The 16,882-nt window shown below is 63.7% G+C and carries 15 protein-coding genes; 2 read left to right on the plus strand and 13 right to left on the minus strand.

Annotated features, from left to right (window positions below):
• The first annotated feature begins 304 nt into the window (after positions 1-304).
• Both FJW05_RS19240 and rhuM read left to right on the plus strand, forming a co-directional pair.
• A complete protein-coding gene (locus FJW05_RS19240) occupies positions 305-1,369 on the plus strand; it encodes a TraB/GumN family protein (RefSeq protein ID WP_140634857.1) in 1,065 nt (354 codons plus the stop codon).
• Positions 1,370-1,975: 606 nt separating this feature from the next.
• Positions 1,976-3,007, plus strand: coding sequence for a RhuM family protein (rhuM, locus tag FJW05_RS19250; protein ID WP_140634859.1), 1,032 nt, complete (start codon positions 1,976-1,978; stop codon positions 3,005-3,007).
• A 32-nt stretch (positions 3,008-3,039) separates the two neighbouring features.
• On the opposite strand, the gene lpdA is transcribed toward rhuM, so the two are convergent.
• The 13 genes from lpdA to zapE all read right to left on the minus strand — a co-directional run bounded on the left by lpdA (position 3,040) and on the right by zapE (position 16,838).
• Entirely contained in the window at positions 3,040-4,446 is a 1,407-nt protein-coding gene (lpdA, locus tag FJW05_RS19255; RefSeq protein WP_140634861.1) for a dihydrolipoyl dehydrogenase, read from the minus strand.
• Between the two features lie 24 nt (positions 4,447-4,470).
• Positions 4,471-5,226 (minus strand): SDR family oxidoreductase, encoded by a 756-nt coding sequence (locus FJW05_RS19260; RefSeq protein WP_140634863.1) that lies wholly within the window; start codon positions 5,224-5,226, stop codon positions 4,471-4,473.
• Positions 5,223-5,735 (minus strand): hypothetical protein, encoded by a 513-nt coding sequence (locus tag FJW05_RS19265; RefSeq protein WP_140634865.1) that lies wholly within the window; start codon positions 5,733-5,735, stop codon positions 5,223-5,225. The genes FJW05_RS19260 and FJW05_RS19265 overlap by 4 nt, the downstream gene beginning before the upstream one ends.
• Entirely contained in the window at positions 5,732-6,400 is a 669-nt protein-coding gene (locus FJW05_RS19270; RefSeq protein ID WP_246673536.1) for a DUF4241 domain-containing protein, read from the minus strand. The genes FJW05_RS19265 and FJW05_RS19270 overlap by 4 nt, the downstream gene beginning before the upstream one ends.
• 118 nt (positions 6,401-6,518) lie before the next feature.
• Complete coding sequence (odhB, locus tag FJW05_RS19275; RefSeq protein WP_140634869.1) at positions 6,519-7,799, minus strand: 2-oxoglutarate dehydrogenase complex dihydrolipoyllysine-residue succinyltransferase; 1,281 nt, start codon at positions 7,797-7,799, stop codon at positions 6,519-6,521.
• A gap of 62 nt (positions 7,800-7,861) precedes the next feature.
• Positions 7,862-10,849 carry a 2-oxoglutarate dehydrogenase E1 component gene (locus FJW05_RS19280; RefSeq protein ID WP_140634871.1) on the minus strand — a complete coding sequence of 996 codons (2,988 nt, stop codon included), beginning with the start codon at positions 10,847-10,849 and terminating at the stop codon, positions 7,862-7,864.
• Between the two features lie 127 nt (positions 10,850-10,976).
• Entirely contained in the window at positions 10,977-11,879 is a 903-nt protein-coding gene (gene sucD, locus FJW05_RS19285) for a succinate--CoA ligase subunit alpha (protein ID WP_140634873.1), read from the minus strand.
• A gap of 12 nt (positions 11,880-11,891) precedes the next feature.
• On the minus strand, positions 11,892-12,389 hold the full coding sequence (locus tag FJW05_RS19290) for a DUF1579 family protein (protein WP_140634875.1): 498 nt from the start codon (positions 12,387-12,389) through the stop codon (positions 11,892-11,894).
• Positions 12,390-12,392: 3 nt separating this feature from the next.
• Complete coding sequence (locus tag FJW05_RS19295) at positions 12,393-12,764, minus strand: cupin domain-containing protein (RefSeq protein ID WP_140634877.1); 372 nt, start codon at positions 12,762-12,764, stop codon at positions 12,393-12,395.
• Positions 12,765-12,778: 14 nt separating this feature from the next.
• Positions 12,779-13,159, minus strand: coding sequence for a hypothetical protein (locus FJW05_RS19300; RefSeq protein WP_140634879.1), 381 nt, complete (start codon positions 13,157-13,159; stop codon positions 12,779-12,781).
• Positions 13,160-13,175: 16 nt separating this feature from the next.
• Positions 13,176-14,369, minus strand: a complete 1,194-nt coding sequence (gene sucC, locus FJW05_RS19305) for an ADP-forming succinate--CoA ligase subunit beta (protein ID WP_140634881.1) — start codon at positions 14,367-14,369, stop codon at positions 13,176-13,178.
• Positions 14,370-14,393: 24 nt separating this feature from the next.
• Positions 14,394-15,362, minus strand: a complete 969-nt coding sequence (mdh, locus tag FJW05_RS19310; RefSeq protein ID WP_140545550.1) for a malate dehydrogenase — start codon at positions 15,360-15,362, stop codon at positions 14,394-14,396.
• A gap of 276 nt (positions 15,363-15,638) precedes the next feature.
• Entirely contained in the window at positions 15,639-16,838 is a 1,200-nt protein-coding gene (zapE, locus tag FJW05_RS19315; RefSeq protein ID WP_140634882.1) for a cell division protein ZapE, read from the minus strand.
• Between the last annotated feature and the right edge of the window lie 44 nt (positions 16,839-16,882).

Consider the following 16,882-nt stretch of genomic DNA (forward strand, 5'->3'; position numbering starts at 1 on the left):
TCCAGGGCGAAGCAAGGAGCGTAGCGACGCACGCAGACCCTGGTATCCTGCCGTGACCTCGTCCGAGGGGTGCAACGGTGTAGAATTCTGGACCGCAGCGGCGCTTTGAAGACACGGAATGGATCCTCGGGTCTGCGCTGCGTCGCTTCGCTCCTTGCTCCGCCCGTGGATGACGAAGCGATAGACGTTTCGGTCAACGCATTCCTTCCGAAAACCCGAGCGAACATCAAAGCTCACCGGACCGGAAACAATTTCATCCTCCCGGTTAACCGTTTTGCCGCTTTTCGGCGCTAAGACGCTTCCCATGAAACGCGTCATCGCCATCGCCGACCGCGCGGCCCTGGTCTCGTTGAAGCTGCTTGCAGCGCTCAACCTGCTGTTTTTCCTGTCTTTCCTCGCCGTTCTGCTGCTCGCCAGCCGGGCCCATGCCGCAGCGCCCAATTGCGCCGGCGCCGATCTTTTGACCGCGCTGGAGAAGAACGATCCCGCCGCCTTCAAGAAGGTCGAGACCGAGGCCGCGGCCGTTCCCGACGGCAAGGGCCTGCTGTGGAAGCTGGAGAAGCCCGGCGAAAAACCGTCCTATCTGTTCGGCACCATGCACATGACGGATACGCGCGTCACGACGCTGCCGGCCGCGGCGCAGAAAGCCTATGACGGCGCGGGCACAATCGTCATCGAAACCACCGATGCGATGGACAAGGCCAAGATGATGGCCGCGATGGCCAGCGAACCCGGCCTGATGATGTTCACCGACAACACCACGCTGTCGTCGCTCTTGTCGCCCGACGATGCGGCGGCGCTGGACAAGGGGCTCGACGCGCGCGGCATCCCGCCGGCGACGGTCGCCAAGATGAAGCCGTGGATCCTGTCGGCGATGATGGCGTTGCCGGCCTGCGAGGTGGCGCGCCAGAGCGCCGGCGAACCCGTGCTGGACGTCAAGCTTGCCTCGGACGCCAAGGCTTCGGGCAAGGACGTCGAAGGGCTCGAAACCGCCGTCGATCAGTTGCGCGCGATGGCCTCGCTGCCGATCGAATTCCACATGAAGAGCTTGGTCGAGACGATGAAGCTCGGCGACAAGGTGAACGACGTCAACGAGACGATGATCGTGCTCTACCAGCGTGGCGAGGTCGGCATGTTCTGGCCGCTGTTCCGCGCCGTGCTGCCGGAGACGGCGGACGACAAGGCCGGCTATGCCGCCTTCGAGCAGACCATGATCACCAGCCGCAATAAGGTGATGGCGGCGCATGCCGGGCCGATATTGGCCAAGGGCAACGTCTTCATGGCCGTCGGCGCCATGCATCTGCCCGGTTCGGAAGGACTGGTCGAGGATTTTCGCAAGGCAGGGTATACTGTTACCGCCGTCAACTGAGTCGTCTGGCGGCTGGCGGACCTGAAAACGCCGGTTTTTCAGCGCTTTCCGTCCGTCCGCGTGAAACCCGATGCGGGCTCAGCGCGTTGATGGCTGTTATTTTGATGACTTTCATCCAAGGAGGACACGTTTCATGGCGAACCCTAACGACCCGTTCACCCCTTCGAGCACGCCTCCCACCTCGAGTGGCGGTGGCGGCGGCAGCGGCTGGCTGATCGCCCTTGTTGTCATTATCCTGGCCGTGGTTGCGTATTATGTCTTTGGCAGAAGCGGCGGCGAGCATGCGCCCGCCCCGGCTGAGCCGCCGGCCGCCAGCACGCCGGCTCCGGCCCCTGCAACGCCTGCTCCGGCGCCTGAGCCAACTCCGGCGCCTGCCCCGGCTCCCGCGCCAGCTCCGGCACCTGCGCCCGCGCCCGCGCCCACCCCTGCGCCAGCCCCGGCACCTGCGCCGGCTCAGTAACCTGGCAACAGCTTGAAGATGAACGGCCCGCCGAGAGGCGGGCCGTTTTGGTTGGGGCAGGCAAATCGCGGAGAATGGTGGCATGACCGGGTGTTCGGTAGCGGAAGTTGCTATAATGTTCTCGTGCAACCGAGTCGGGCATCCTTATGACTGATGATGAAAATGAACCGGTTCATCTGGTAGAAGACGAAGAGACTGGCGATCGGTTTCTCGTCTACAGCACCGAAAAAGGCATTCAGCTCGATATCCGCTTCGAAGGTGACACCCTGTGGATGACGCAGGCGCAGATTGCCGACCTATTTGGGCGGGATCGCACCACGATCACGCGACATATCAACAATGTAATTGAGGAGGGGGAACTCGACGAAGCGACTTCTGTGCAAAAAGTGCACATAAGTCTGGGCAGGCCGGTCGCTGTCTACAACCTGGATATGGTGATCTCGGTTGGCTATCGGGTGTCATCGACCCAGGCCACTCTTTTCCGTCGCTGGGCCACGGGCATCCTGGTCCAGTTCGCCAAGAAGGGATTCATTGTCGATTCTCCACGTCTAAAGCGTCCCGAGAGTGCAGATCGGGTCGCTGAGCTACGTGAGATAATCCGTGACATTCGTTCCGACGAGGCGAACATCTACCGCGAGCTGCGCAGCATTTGCGCCATGTGCCAGGACTACGACGGCACCACCGAAGCGGCGCGCGAGTTCTATCAACGGACGCAAGCCAAGCTGGTCTACGCGGTCACATCGCAGACGCCCGCGGAAATAATCGCCGCCAGGGCAAACTACCAATTTGAAAACATGGGCTTACGGTCGTGGCCAAACGACAACATTAGAAAGACTGATGTCGCCGTTTCGAAGAACTATCTCGCTGAAGGCGAGATCAAAGAGCTAAACCGGCTCACGACCATCTTGCTCGACATATTCGAAGACCAGCTCGACATGGGCAGGCTTGTCGTGATGCAGGATGCGCAGGCCCTTCTCGACCAACAGTTGCGTCAGCTTGGGCGAACAGTCCTGCGATCCGGCGGCTCCGTGAAAACCTCTGACGCAAAGCGTATCGCTGAAGCGCAGTACGAGAAATTCGATCGGCAGCGGAAGCTTGAACGCCATCAGGAAGCTGACGAACGCATCGCCTCCTTGGCCAAGGAGGCGAAGAAACTGCCGAAGTCGCCACGCCGATAGCAGACAAAGATAGAAGAAGCCTATGACGCCTTTCAGATGTGAATAGGCTTGAAGAACGTGGCCAGCGCCGCTTCCTTGACCGCTTCCGACATCGTCGGATGCGCGTGGCAAGTCCGCGCCAGGTCTTCCGAGGAGCCGCCGAACTCCATCAGCACCGCCGCCTCGTGGATCATCTCGCCGGCGCCGAAGCCGACGATATGGACGCCGAGCACGCGGTCGCTTTGTTTGTCGGCCAGGATCTTCACGAAGCCGTCGGTATGCAACATGGCGCGCGCGCGGCCATTGGCGCTGAACGGGAATTTTCCGGCCTTGTAGTCGATGCCGGCCTTCTTCAGCTCTTCTTCGGTCTTGCCGACCGAAGCGATCTCCGGGCTGGTGTAGACGACGCTCGGGATGACGTCGTAATTCACATGGCCGGCCTGGCCGGCGATCGTTTCGGCCACCGCGACGCCCTCGTCCTCGGCCTTGTGCGCCAGCATCGGCCCGGCAATGACGTCGCCGATGGCATAAATGCCAGGCACATTGGTCCTCAAATGCCCGTCGGTCTTGACGCGGCCGCGCTCGTCGACCTCGACGCCGGCTTCCTTCAGCCCGAGGCTGTCGGCATAGGGGCGCCGCCCCGTGGCGACCAGCACGACGTCCGCCTCAATGGTTTCGGCCGCGCCGCCCTTGACCGGCTCGAAGGTGACGCTGGCGCCCTTCTTGACCTTGGAGACGCCGGTGACCTTGGCGCCGAGCTTGAACTCGAAACCCTGCTTAGAAAGCAGCCGCTGGAACTGCTTCGACACCTCGCCGTCCATACCGCCCAGGATAGTGTCGAGGAACTCAACCACGGTGACCTTGGCGCCGAGCCGGGCCCACACCGAGCCGAGTTCCAGCCCGATGACGCCGCCGCCGACGACGACGAGGCTGGCGGGCACCTTGGCCAACGACAACGCGCCGGTGGAGGAGACGATCGCCTTCTCGTCGAAATCGACCTTGACGCCCGGAATGCCGGCGACATCCGAGCCGGTGGCGATGACGATGTTCTTGGTCTCGATCTCCTCGACCTTGCCGTCCTCGCCCGTCACTGAAACCTTGCCGCCGGAAATCACCTTGCCGGTGCCGCGAAAGGAATCGATCTTGTTCTTCTTGAACAGGAACGCGACGCCGTTGACGTTGGACGTCACCGTCGCGTCCTTATGTGCCATCATCTTCTTCAGGTTGAGCTTCGGCGCCGGTAGCTCGATGCCCAGCGTATCGAAGGCATGGCCGGCTTCCGCGAACATCTCGGAGGCGTAGAGCAGCGCCTTCGACGGGATGCAGCCGATGTTGAGGCAGGTGCCGCCGAAGGTGGCGTTCTTCTCGACCACCGCCGTCTTCAGCCCGAGCTGTGCCGCCTTGATGGCGCAGACATAGCCGCCCGGTCCCGATCCGATGATAACGACGTCATAAGCCATGATGGTGTCCTTCTGGTCTGGCCCTCAGCGGCCGCCGCTCACATTCAGGATCGCGCCCGTTATATAGGAGGCCGCATCCGACAAAAGATAGAGAACCGCGCTGGCGACTTCGTCGGCTGTCCCGGCGCGTTTCATCGGCAGCAAATCCTGCATCCGCGCCACCCGATCGGGCTGGCCGCCCGAGGCATGGATTTCGGTCTCGGTGATGCCGGGGCTGACCGCGTTGACGCGAATGCCTTCGAGCACCACCTCACGCGCCAGGCCGATGGTCATGGTGTCGATCGCGCCCTTGGAGGCGGCATAGTCGACATATTCGCCGGGCGAACCCAGCCTGGCCGCTGCCGAGGACAAGTTGACGATGGCACCGCCCTGGCCGCCGTGTCGCGTCGACATGCGCTTGACCGCTTCGCGGGCGCAGAGAAAGGAGCCGACGACATTGATGCGCATCATGCGCTCCAGCCGCGCCGCGCTCATCTCGTCGACCCGCGCCTTGACGTCGACGATGCCGGCATTGTTGACGAAGGCATCGAGCCGGCCGAACGCCCGGTCGACGGCTTCGAACATCGCCAGGACATCGGCCTCGTTGCCGACATCGCCTCTGACCGCGAAAGCATCGCCGCCACCGGCTTTGAGCTCGGCGACCAGCATGTCCGCCGCCGCCTGGTTGGAGACATAGTTGACCGCCACCCGGTAGCCGGCTTGGCTTGCCTGCCGGCAGATGGCGGCGCCGATGCCGCGGCTGCCGCCGGTAACCAGCAGCGTCTTTTTCTCGGCGCTCATTCCTGGCAGCCTTTCAGCACGAAGATGTCCCAAGGCACCTTGGAGAAACCGGCGGGACCATAGGCGGCCGACATCTCCAGCGACGCTCCGAGATCGGGAAAGATCAGGCTTTTCGGTGCCTCGGCGCCTTCGGCCGGCAGCAGGCCGATCGTGCCCTTGTCGTCGGCGCTGTAGACGACGCCTTCCCAGACCGTGCAGGCGGCAAGCTCCTCGCCGGTGACGTCGCCGGTCGGGCATTTGTACATCAGCGAGCCATGCGGCCGCGCGGCCGATCCCTCGGTCCACATGGCAATGCCGTCGAGCACGACATTGTTGTCGAGGATCATGCGGAAATTGTTGGTGATCGTCGCCGAACTGCCGGCCGGCGTGAAATCGATCTCGGCGCCGCTCTTTGCTTCGCCATAGATGGCAAGCTGGATCGGGCAGGCGGCCTCGGCGCTGGAATTCACTGCCGTAAGCGCCAGCGATCCGGCCATCAATCCGATCATGGGCGAGGCGGCACTCGTCATCGCTTGCCCTGGTCGCTTTCGCGGCCGTCGGCGTTTTCGAGCACGCCGAAGTCGGTCATCAGGACCACCGGCTCACCCGCCGCGTCCAGCCCCCAGAAGGACGGATAGAAACCATCGCCCCAGCCGCTCCAGAATATCGCAATGTTGACCGGATTGCCGGCGGCCGGACGGTGCATGACGAACCGGTCCTGGTTGGGCGCGAACTCGGCCGCCAGCACATCGTCATAATAGTTCTGATCGGGCTTCAGCTTGTCCTGCGCGGCCGTCATCAAGGCCATCGCCGCCTTGTCCATGAACGAGCCGAGGCCGGCATCGACGGGATAGCCGAAGATTTCGTCGCCGTTCAGCGTCGAGACGTCCTGGCCGGGCAATGTGGCGAGCTCCCAGCGCACCGGCACGCCCGGCCGGAAGCGAAGGAACGCCGCGGCCACGCGACCCTGCGCCTCGAACAGCGCGACCGGATAGTGCCCGGGCTTCACCCTGCGCGCCAGCGCCGGCCAGTCGTCGGTCGTGATCAGAGGATCGCAGGCGATGATCTCGCCGGTCGGGAGTTCGAGCTCGCCGATCGGCGTGACGGTGATCTTGCGCTCTGCCAATTGCGCGTCGCTGAGCGCAAAGATGCCGAAATTGCTGCTGGCCGTCGCCGGATCCCAGTCGGCGGCCATTGCGGGCGACGGGATGGCGGCGGAGAGGCCAAGCAGGAAGATGCTACGCCGCAAGCCGCATGCCGTCCGGCCGAGCCCGAACCGTTCCAGCCAGCCGCTCATTGCGGATCGGCTCCGATCACAGATCGAGCACCAGCCGCTCGGGATCCTCCAGGCTTTCCTTGACCCGCACCAGGAAGGTCACCGCTTCCTTGCCGTCGACGATGCGGTGGTCGTAGCTCAGCGCCAGATACATCATCGGCCGGATGACGATCTGGCCGCCGACCACCATCGGCCGCTCCTGGATCTTGTGCATGCCAAGAATGCCCGACTGCGGCGCGTTCAGGATCGGCGTCGACATCAGCGATCCGTAAACACCACCGTTAGAAATCGTAAACGTCCCGCCTTGCATATCCGCCACCGACAGCTTGCCGTCGCGCGCGGCGAGGCCCAGACGGCCGATCTCCTTCTCGATCTCGGCGATGGACATCTGGTCGGCATCGCGCACCACCGGCACCACCAGCCCCTTGTCGGTGCCGACGGCAACGCCGACATGGGCGAAGTTCTTGTAGATGATGTCGGTGCCGTCGATCTCGGCATTGACCGCCGGGATCTCCTTCAGCGCGTGCGTCACAGCCTTGGTGAAGAAGCCCATGAAGCCGAGCTTCACGCCATGCTTCTTCTCGAACACGTCCTTGTACTTGGACCGCAGCGCCATCACCGCGCTCATATCCACCTCGTTGAAAGTGGTGAGCATGGCGGCGGTCGACTGCGCCTCCTTCAGGCGGCGCGCGATGGTCTGGCGCAGCTTGGTCATGCGCACGCGTTCCTCGCGCGGCGCATCGGCGGTCGAGGACGGCGCCCGGGCAACGACCGGCGCTGGAGCCGGAGCAGCCTTCGGCGTCTCGGCCGGCTGGGAAGGGGCGCCCTTGGCGATGGCGTCGAGCACGTCGCCCTTCAGCACCTGGCCGCGCTTGCCGGAGCCGGACAACTGGTCGACCGAGAGATTGGCCTCCGCGATCAGCTTGGCGGCGGCAGGCGCCGGCGGCATGGTGCGCGGCTCGATCTGGCCGGCATCGCCAGCGATTCTGGCGGTTTCGGCCGCGGCCTGCTTGCCGGTGGATGCGGCATCCGGGCTGGAAGCCTGGGCGACTGCCTGCGGCTTGGTCGCCGGGGCCGCGCCGCCCGCCGAAATCGATCCGAGCAACGCCCCGACATTGACCGTCTCGCCTTCCTTGACGGCGATCTCGGCCAGCGTTCCGGCGCCCGCGGCGGGCACTTCCACCGTCACCTTGTCGGTTTCGAGCTCGACCAGTGGCTCGTCGGTGGCGATCGCGTCGCCGACCTTCTTGAACCACTTGCCGACAGTCGCCTCGGTGACGGATTCGCCGAGAGTGGGGACGCGGATTTCGGTAGCCATTGTGCCTGTCCGTTGTCTTCTTGAGGTCTGTTTCGTCCGGTCTGCTTACCCGCCCGGCGCCCTTATTCGCCGAGAGCGTCGTCGAGCAGCGCGGCCAGCTGGCTGAGATGCTTCGACATCAACCCAGTCGCCGGCGAGGCCGAGGCCGGCCGGCCGGTGTAGCGCACCCGCTGATGCTTGGCGTCGATATGCGCCAGCACCCATTCGAGATAGGGATCGATGAACGACCAGGCGCCCATGTTCTTGGGCTCTTCCTGGCACCACACCATCTCGGCGTTGCGGAAGCGTGACAGCTCGGTGATCAGCGCCTTGGCCGGGAACGGATAGAGCTGTTCGACGCGCAGCAGGTAGATGTCGTTGATGCCGCGCTTCTCGCGCTCCTCATAGAGGTCGTAATAGACCTTGCCCGAGCACAGCACGACACGGCGGATCTTGGAGTCCTTCACCAGCTTGATCGGCTGGTCGGCCAAGAGCTGCGCATCGTCCCAAAGCAGGCGGTGGAACGAGCTTTCGCCCGACATTTCCGGCAGCGTCGACACCGCCCGCTTGTGGCGCAGCAGCGACTTCGGCGTCATCAGGATCAGCGGCTTGCGGAAGTCGCGCTTCAACTGCCGGCGCAGGATATGGAAATAATTGGCCGGCGTGGTGACGTTGGCGACCTGCATGTTGTCTTCGGCGCAAAGCTGCAGGAAGCGCTCCAGCCGCGCCGACGAATGCTCCGGCCCCTGGCCCTCATAGCCATGCGGCAGCAGACATACGAGACCCGACATGCGGAGCCACTTGCGCTCGCCCGACGAGATGAACTGGTCGAACACGACCTGGGCGCCATTGGCGAAGTCGCCGAACTGCGCCTCCCAGAGCGTCAGCGCCTTGGGCTCGGCCAAGCTGTAGCCATACTCGAAGCCGAGCACCGCCTCTTCCGACAGCATCGAGTTGATCACCTCGTAGCCGGCCTGCGCCGCCGACAGGTTGTTGAGCGGGATGTAGCGGTTCTCGTCGCGCTGGTCGTAAAGCACCGAATGGCGCTGCGAGAAGGTACCGCGCTCCGAATCCTGCCCGGAAAGCCGGATCGGATTGCCGTCGAGCAGGATGGCGCCGAAGGCCAGCGCCTCGGCCGTCGACCAATCGATACCTTCGCCCGACTCGATCGCCTGGCGGCGGTTTTCGAGGAAGCGCAGGATGGTCTTGTGCGCCTCGAAGTCCTTCGGCACCTCGGTCAGCTTCTTGCCGATCTCCTTCAGCGTGCGCACCGGCACGGCGGTCTTGCCGCGCCGCTGTTCGTCCTGGTTGTCGGCGGTGCGCAGGCCCGACCACGCGCCGTCCAGCCAGTCGGCCTTGTTGGGCTTGTAGTGCTGGCCGACTTCCCATTCGGCTTCCAGATGCGCGCGCCAGTCGGCCCGCATCTTGTCGACCTCGGCCTGGGTGACGTGGCCTTCGGCGATCAGCCGGTCGGCATAGATCTGCACCACGGTCTTATGGCTGCGGATGTTGCGGTACATGATCGGCTGGGTGAAGGACGGTTCATCGCCTTCATTGTGGCCGAAGCGGCGGTAGCAGAACATGTCGACCACCACCGGCTTGTGGAACTTCATGCGGAATTCGGTCGCTACCTTCGCGGCATGCACCACCGCTTCCGGATCGTCGCCATTGACGTGGAAGATCGGCGCCTCGATCATCTTGGCCACATCCGACGGATAGGGCGAGGAGCGCGAGAAGCGCGGATTGGTGGTGAAACCGATCTGGTTGTTGATGATGAAATGCAACGTGCCGGCGACGCGATGCCCGCGCAGGCCCGACAGGCCGAGGATTTCCGCGATCACGCCTTGGCCGGCAAAGGCGGCGTCGCCGTGCAGCAGCAGCGGCATGACCTTGGCGCGCTCCGACAGCGGCACGATCTCGCCGCGCTCACGGCCGGACAACTGATCCTGCTTGGCGCGCGCCTTGCCCATCACGACAGGGTCGACAATTTCCAGATGCGAGGGATTGGCCGTCAGCGACAGGTGCACCTTGTTGCCGTCGAACTCGCGGTCCGACGAGGCGCCGAGGTGGTACTTGACGTCGCCCGAGCCTTCGACCTCGTCGGGAGCCGCCGAGCCGCCCTTGAATTCGTGGAAGATGGCGCGGTGCGGCTTGGCCATGACCTGGGAGAGCACGTTGAGGCGGCCGCGATGCGCCATGCCGAGCACGATTTCCTTCAGGCCGAGCTGGCCGCCGCGCTTGACGATCTGTTCCAGCGCCGGGATCAGCGACTCGCTGCCATCGAGGCCGAAACGCTTGGTGCCCTTGTACTTGACGTCGATATATTGCTCGAAGCCCTCGGCCTCGACCAGCTTCGACAGGATCGCCTTCTTGCCAGTGGCGGTGAAGGTGATCTCCTTGTCGGCGCCTTCGATGCGCGCCTGAATCCAGGCCTTCTCTTCCGGGTCGGAGATGTGCATGAACTCGACGCCGAGCGTCGAGCAATAGGTGCGGGTCAGGATATCCAGCATCTGCCGGATGCTGCCGAATTCGAGCCCGAGCACATTGTCGAGGAAGATCGGCCGGTCGTAATCGGCTTCGGTGAAGCCGTAATTCTCCGGCGACAGCTCGTTATAGTCCTCGAGCGGCTTGGCGATGCCGAGCGGGTCGAGATTGGCGTGCAGGTGGCCGCGCATGCGGTAGGCGCGGATCATCATGATGGCGCGCACGGAATCGCGCGTCGCCTGGTGCACGTCGGCGTCGGAAAGCACGGCGCCGTTGATGACGGCCTTTTCCTTGACCTTCTTTTCGATCGCCTTTTCGACCAGACCCCAATTGCCGTCGAGCGCCGAGACCAGCTCGCCATTGGCCTGCAGCGGCCAGGAAGGCTTCGCCCAGGAGGCGCCCTTAGCGTTCTTGCGGACATCGCCCGCGTCGTCCTTCAGCGCCGCGAAGAAATCCTGCCACTCCGGATCGACGGAGGCCGGATTGTCCTCATAGGCCGCGTAGAGCGCGTCGATATAGTCGGCATTGCCGCCATAAAGGAATGAGGTGAGCGAGAATTGGTCGTTGGCCTGATCTTGTCTTGCCATTTTCGTCTGCGGAGCCTGGCTCCGTCTCCTTTTCTGGAAGGGAGTAGGGGAGTAAGGCAGTAGGGGAGTAGGGCATTTTTGCCGCTGATCTTTCCCTACTCCCCTATTCCCTTACTCCCCTACTCCCTTAACCCTTGATCGCCTCGACCAGCGTCGTGCCGAGCCTGGCCGGCGACGGCGACACCTTTATGCCGGCCGATTCCATCGCCGCGATCTTGTCTTCCGCGCCGCCCTTGCCGCCGGAGATCACCGCGCCCGCGTGGCCCATGGTGCGGCCGGCCGGCGCGGTGCGCCCGGCGATGAAGCCCGCCATCGGTTTCTTGCGGCCGCGCTTGGCTTCGTCCTTGAGGAACTGTGCGGCGTCTTCCTCGGCCGAGCCGCCGATCTCGCCGATCATGATGATCGACTTGGTCTCGTCGTCGGCGAGGAACATCTCCAGCACGTCGATGAATTCGGTGCCCTTGACCGGGTCGCCGCCGATGCCCACCGCTGTGGTCTGGCCGAGGCCGACATTGGTGGTCTGGAAGACTGCCTCATAGGTAAGCGTTCCCGAGCGCGAAACAACGCCGACCGAGCCCTTGCGGAAGATGTTGCCGGGCATGATGCCGATCTTGCATTCGTCGGGCGTCAGCACGCCCGGGCAGTTCGGGCCGATCAGCCGCGAGATGGAGCGGTCGAGCCGCGCCTTGACCTTGACCATGTCCATCACAGGGATGCCTTCGGTGATGCAGACGATGAGCGGGATCTCGGCCTCGATCGCCTCGATGATGGCCTCGCCGGCTCCCGCCGGCGGCACGTAGATGACGGAGGCGTTGGCGCCGGTCTTTGCCTTGCCCTCGGCGACGGTGGCGAAGATCGGCAGGTTTTCGCCTTTCGAACCGGTCCAGGTCTCGCCGCCCTTCTTCGGGTTGATGCCGCCCACCATCCGGGTGCCGTGATAGGCCAGCGCCTGCTCGGTATGGAACGTGCCGGTCTTGCCGGTCAGACCCTGGACCAGCACCTTGGTATTCTTGTCGACGAGAATGGACATCGTGGCCCTTTTCTAAAAACCGTTGATCGAGGAAGGCGGAACGCGCCGGTAGAGGCCGCTCACCATGTCTTGCCATGCATCGCTGCCGGCGGGCTTGAACTGAAGTTTCATGCGGTAGGCGTCAGCGCCGTCAAAGCTGTACGCCGCGCGCGCGGCACCGCGCGGCGACGAGCGTTCCAGCATCAGCTCGCTGCCGTTCCACCTGCCGGTAGCCGGCGACATCGGCACGAATCCCATCGAGTCGAACTGATGCATGGTGACGAGGCCGCTCTGCTGGTCGAAGCCGAACACATTATGCGCGCCGAACGAGACGGTGCCGTCGCGGCGCTGGCGATAGCGCTGCACCACGAACAGGCCGCCGAACTCAGCCTCGGACTGCACTTCCGACGTTGCCGTGCCGGCATCGGTCCATTGCGTGGCCGCAATCTCTTCCTCGCCGCGCCACGCGCCGACCAGCGCCTGCAGGCGTTGGTGGCCGCCCGAGAGGGAAGAGAAGGGTGACGCGTTCATGGCTCAGAGCCGCTTCAGGTCGGTGACGGTGAGGTCACTCCGGGCGTTGCCCGTGTTGAGCGTCGTCGCCGGCTCGAACATCAGCACCACCGGCTCCTTCGTCAGCGAGCGCGGCCGATGCTCGACGCCGCGCGGCACGACGATGAAGTCGCCCTCGCCGAGCTCGACCGGCCCGTCGCGGAAGTCGATGGCGATCCTGCCGCGCAGCACGAGAAAGGCTTCGTCCTCATGGTCATGCGCATGCCAGTCGAAAACCTCGCCGAACTTGGCGACCTTGGCCTGGGCATCGTTGACGTCGCCGGCGATATGCGGATCGAAGACCTTGGCGATCTTCGCGTCCGCCGCCTCGACCAGGTTTATCTTGCGCGGAGGCATCCGCTCATTCCTTTTCATCTGGCGTCCGCGAGGCGCTGGTCGCCAATCTCATCTCTCAGATAATGGTGAGGCATAAGGCCAAGAACGTTCTCTTTGCCGTACATCCAACCTCTCATTTTCATCGAAGGTTTGAACGGACTCTTCCCGCTTCCAACGACAACGTACCACTCGCGCCCAACCTCGTCTGATGCCCGGTACAGCCAGAAATGCCGCTCATCTTCCGTTTGCTCAGCGACCGCGCCGTGCACTTTGTAGTGCATCGGCTTCTCGTCCAACTTCGAATGATCGTGGCACCAACAAAGATACTGCTCGATTTCATCGATCGAATACGGACACGCGGCCGGCTGATCGAGGCTTTGAACTTCTTCCTCCCAATGGACTGGGAAGCTACTCACGCAGCGCTCTCCTTGGTTAGCCCTTCACCGCCTTGACGATCTTCTTGGCCGCGTCATCCAGATCGTCGGCCGACACGACATTGAGGCCGCTGTCGTTGATGATCTTCTTGCCGAGCTCGGCATTGGTGCCTTCGAGACGCACGACCAGCGGCACCTTCAGGCCCACTTCCTTGACCGCGGCGATCACGCCCTCGGCGATGACGTCGCACTTCATGATGCCGCCGAAGATGTTGATCAGGATGCCTTCGACGGCCGGATCCTTGGTGATGATCTTGAACGCCGCCGTGACCTTTTCCTTGGAGGCGCCGCCGCCGACGTCGAGGAAGTTAGCCGGCTCGGCACCATAGAGCTTGATGATGTCCATCGTGGCCATGGCAAGGCCGGCGCCGTTGACCATGCAGCCGATATTGCCGTCGAGCGCGACATAGGCGAGGTCGTATTTCGACGCCTCGATCTCCTTCTCGTCCTCCTCGGAGGTGTCGCGCAGCTCCATCACGTCCGGATGGCGGAACAGCGCATTGTTGTCGAACGACACTTTGGCGTCGAGCACGCGCAGATGCCCGTCCTTCATGACGATCAGCGGGTTGACCTCGAGCAGGCTCATATCCTTCTCGGCAAAGGCCTTGTAGAGGATCGGGAACAGCGTCCCGCCGTCCTTCGCCGCATCGCCGTCGAGCTTCAGCGCGGCGTTGAGCTTCTTCACCTCGTCGGCGCTCACACCCTTTTCCGGATCGATGGCGACGGTGACGATCTTTTCCGGCGTGTCGTGGGCGACCGTCTCGATATCCATGCCACCCTCGGTGGAGACGACGAAGGCGATGCGGCCGACCGAGCGGTCGACCAGGATCGACAGATAGAGCTCGCGCTCGATGTCGGCGCCGTCCTCGATATAGAGGCGGTTGACCTGCTTGCCGGCAGGCCCCGTCTGCTTGGTGACCAGCGTGTGGCCGAGCATCTCGTTGGCATTGGCGACGACTTCCGCCGCCGACTTCGCCAGGCGCACGCCGCCCTTGGCATCGGGGCCGAGCTCCTTGAACTTGCCCTTGCCGCGGCCCCCGGCATGGATCTGGCTCTTCACGACATAGAGCGGGCCGGGCAGCGCTTCTGCCGCGGCTTCTGCCTCGCCGGCCTTGAACACCGGAACGCCGCTTGCGACCGGCGCGCCAAACGTCTTCAGCAGCGCCTTGGCCTGATACTCATGGATATTCATGCGCGTGGTCTCCGGGAAGGACTGTTATTTGCCGGCGAGATGCGGGGCGATCTTGGTGCAGGCCTCGGTCAAGCCCTGGACCGCCGCGACCGAGGAATCGAACATCTTCTGCTCGGCCTTGGAGAGGTCGATCTCGATGACGCGCTCGACGCCGCCGGCGCCGATCACCACCGGAACGCCGACATAGGTGTTTTTGACGCCATACTGGCCCGAGAGGTGCGCGGCGCAGGGCAGCACCCGCTTCTTGTCCTTGAGGTAGGATTCGGCCATCGCGATCGCCGACGCCGCCGGCGCGTAATAGGCCGAACCGGTCTTCAACAGGCCGACGATCTCGGCGCCGCCGTCGCGGGTGCGCTGCACGATCTGGTCGAGCTTTTCCTTCGAGGTCCAGCCCATCTTGATGAGGTCGGGCAGCGGGATGCCCGAGACGGTCGAATAGCGGATCATCGGCACCATGGAATCGCCGTGACCGCCGAGCACAAAGGCGGTGACGTCCTCGACCGAGACCTTGAACTCTTCGGCCAAGAAGTAGCGGAAGCGGGCGCTGTCGAGCACGCCGGCCATGCCGACGACATGGCTGGTCGGCAGGCCGGAGAACTTCTGCAGGGCCCACACCATGGCGTCGAGCGGGTTGGTGATGCAGATGACGAAGGCCTTCGGCGCATATTTCTTGAGGCCGGCGCCGACCTGTTCCATGACCTTGAGGTTGATGCCGAGAAGGTCGTCGCGGCTCATGCCCGGCTTGCGCGGCACGCCGGCGGTGACGATGCACACATCCGCGCCCTCGATGCCGGCATAGTCGTTGACGCCGGTCAGCCTGGAGTCGAAGCCGTCGACCGGCGAAGACTGCGCGATATCGAGACCCTTGCCCTGCGGAATGCCCTCGGCGATGTCGAACAGCACCACGTCGCCGAGATCCTTGAGGCCGATCATATGGGCGAGCGTGCCGCCGATCATGCCCGAGCCGATGAGCGCTATCTTGTTGCGTGCCATGTGAGGATGTTTTCCTTTGTCTGTGACGAAGTCGTGACGGGCCGGAGGGCCGAAAGGATGCGGGAAACCGCGAGATTTGGCCGCACCGAATAACTCCGGCGCGGAAGAAATTCAAACGATTATTTTGAGCCTAACGTTTTCAATCGGTTAGATGTATCGGGAATTACGTAAACGTCAAAGTTTGTGAGCCGACCGAGGAGAATTTACACAATGAACGTCGAAATCAGAAGGCTTCATCCGGGCGATGACGCGGTTGTGATTTAAGCAGGGCACCCTCTAACGCCGGCGGGACAGCGCCCCCGCAGGCTGCGTCCTGTCGCGCCGTTCCGCCCAGCCGTCCAGCCAGTCGCGGCTCTGCATCTCGACCAGGCGCGAGGCTGTACGCTCGAATTCGAACACTTCCGTGCCGCGCTTGGCCGTATAAAGCCGCTCGGGCGGCGCCGCCGCGCTCATCACCAGCCGCATGCGGTGGTCGTAGAGCGTGTCGATCAAAAGGATGAAGCGCTTGGCCTCGTTGCGCTTGCCTTCGCCCAGCACCGGCACATGGTCGATGAAAACGGTCGAGAAGCGGCCGGCAATCGCCAGATAGTCGCGCGCGCCGAGCGGCTTTTCGCAGAGGTCGGCAAAGGAAAAGCGCGCGACATCGCCGGCGGCGCGCGGCACGACAAGCTGGCGGCCTTTCAGCGTCAGCGTCACCTCGCCGGTTGGCTGGCCATGCGTCATCGCCTTCCAGGCCTCGTCCAGCGCGCGCTCGGCCGCAGCGTCGTCCGGCGTGACATAGACCGGCTGGCGGTTGAGCTTTTCCTGCCGGTAGTCCTTCTCGGCATCCAGCGCCATCACATGGGCATTGCGCTCCAGCAACGAGATGAACGGCAGGAAGAGCTGGCGGTTCAGCCCGTCGCGATAAAGGTTCTCCGGCGCCACATTGGAGGTGGCGACCAGCACCACGCCGCTGGCGAACAGCGCCGAGAACAGGCGCGACAGGATCATCGCGTCGGCGATGTCAGTGACCGAGAATTCGTCGAAGCACAGCACCCAGGCTTCATCGGCGAGCGCCCGCGCCACCGGCGGGATCGGATCGTCTTCCTTGACCGTGCCTTCCTTGCGCGCCTGCCGGTGCCTCTGGATACGGTCCTGCACATCGGCCATGAAGTCGTTGAAATGCACGCGGCGCTTGCGCCGGACCGGCAACAGCTCGAAGAACATGTCCATCAGCATGGATTTGCCGCGCCCGACGCCACCATGGATGTAGAGGCCTTTGACGGGCTCCCGCGACTGCCGCTTGGCCGCGAACAGCCAGCCCAGCGCGCTCGATTTATGCGCCAGCCTTTTGGCCGAGATCTCGTCGGTCAGCCGGTCGAGCGCGGCGACGATGCGCTCCTGCGCCGGGTCGCGCTCGGCCGCGCCGCTCTGGACGAGATGGTCGTAGCGCTGCCTGACGGTCGCGTGGGTCTGGATACCGTCGCGCAGATGCATGGGTCCGGTCTTTTGCATTTTTTTGCGCGGAACGCCTGAGGAAG

Origin of the sequence: Mesorhizobium sp. B2-9-1 (genome assembly GCF_006439455.1) — a bacterium.
GTDB lineage: Bacteria > Pseudomonadota > Alphaproteobacteria > Rhizobiales > Rhizobiaceae > Mesorhizobium.

Coding starts and splice junctions, on each gene's coding strand:
- FJW05_RS19240 (WP_140634857.1), top strand. CDS start 305: ATGAAACGCGTCATCGCCATCGCCGACCGCGCGGCCCTGGTCTCGTTG.
- rhuM (WP_140634859.1), top strand. CDS start 1,976: ATGACTGATGATGAAAATGAACCGGTTCATCTGGTAGAAGACGAAGAG.
- lpdA (WP_140634861.1), bottom strand. CDS start 4,446: ATGGCTTATGACGTCGTTATCATCGGATCGGGACCGGGCGGCTATGTC.
- FJW05_RS19260 (WP_140634863.1), bottom strand. CDS start 5,226: ATGAGCGCCGAGAAAAAGACGCTGCTGGTTACCGGCGGCAGCCGCGGC.
- FJW05_RS19265 (WP_140634865.1), bottom strand. CDS start 5,735: ATGACGAGTGCCGCCTCGCCCATGATCGGATTGATGGCCGGATCGCTG.
- FJW05_RS19270 (WP_246673536.1), bottom strand. CDS start 6,400: ATGGCCGCCGACTGGGATCCGGCGACGGCCAGCAGCAATTTCGGCATC.
- odhB (WP_140634869.1), bottom strand. CDS start 7,799: ATGGCTACCGAAATCCGCGTCCCCACTCTCGGCGAATCCGTCACCGAG.
- FJW05_RS19280 (WP_140634871.1), bottom strand. CDS start 10,849: ATGGCAAGACAAGATCAGGCCAACGACCAATTCTCGCTCACCTCATTC.
- sucD (WP_140634873.1), bottom strand. CDS start 11,879: ATGTCCATTCTCGTCGACAAGAATACCAAGGTGCTGGTCCAGGGTCTG.
- FJW05_RS19290 (WP_140634875.1), bottom strand. CDS start 12,389: ATGAACGCGTCACCCTTCTCTTCCCTCTCGGGCGGCCACCAACGCCTG.
- FJW05_RS19295 (WP_140634877.1), bottom strand. CDS start 12,764: ATGCCTCCGCGCAAGATAAACCTGGTCGAGGCGGCGGACGCGAAGATC.
- sucC (WP_140634881.1), bottom strand. CDS start 14,369: ATGAATATCCATGAGTATCAGGCCAAGGCGCTGCTGAAGACGTTTGGC.
- mdh (WP_140545550.1), bottom strand. CDS start 15,362: ATGGCACGCAACAAGATAGCGCTCATCGGCTCGGGCATGATCGGCGGC.
- zapE (WP_140634882.1), bottom strand. CDS start 16,838: ATGCATCTGCGCGACGGTATCCAGACCCACGCGACCGTCAGGCAGCGC.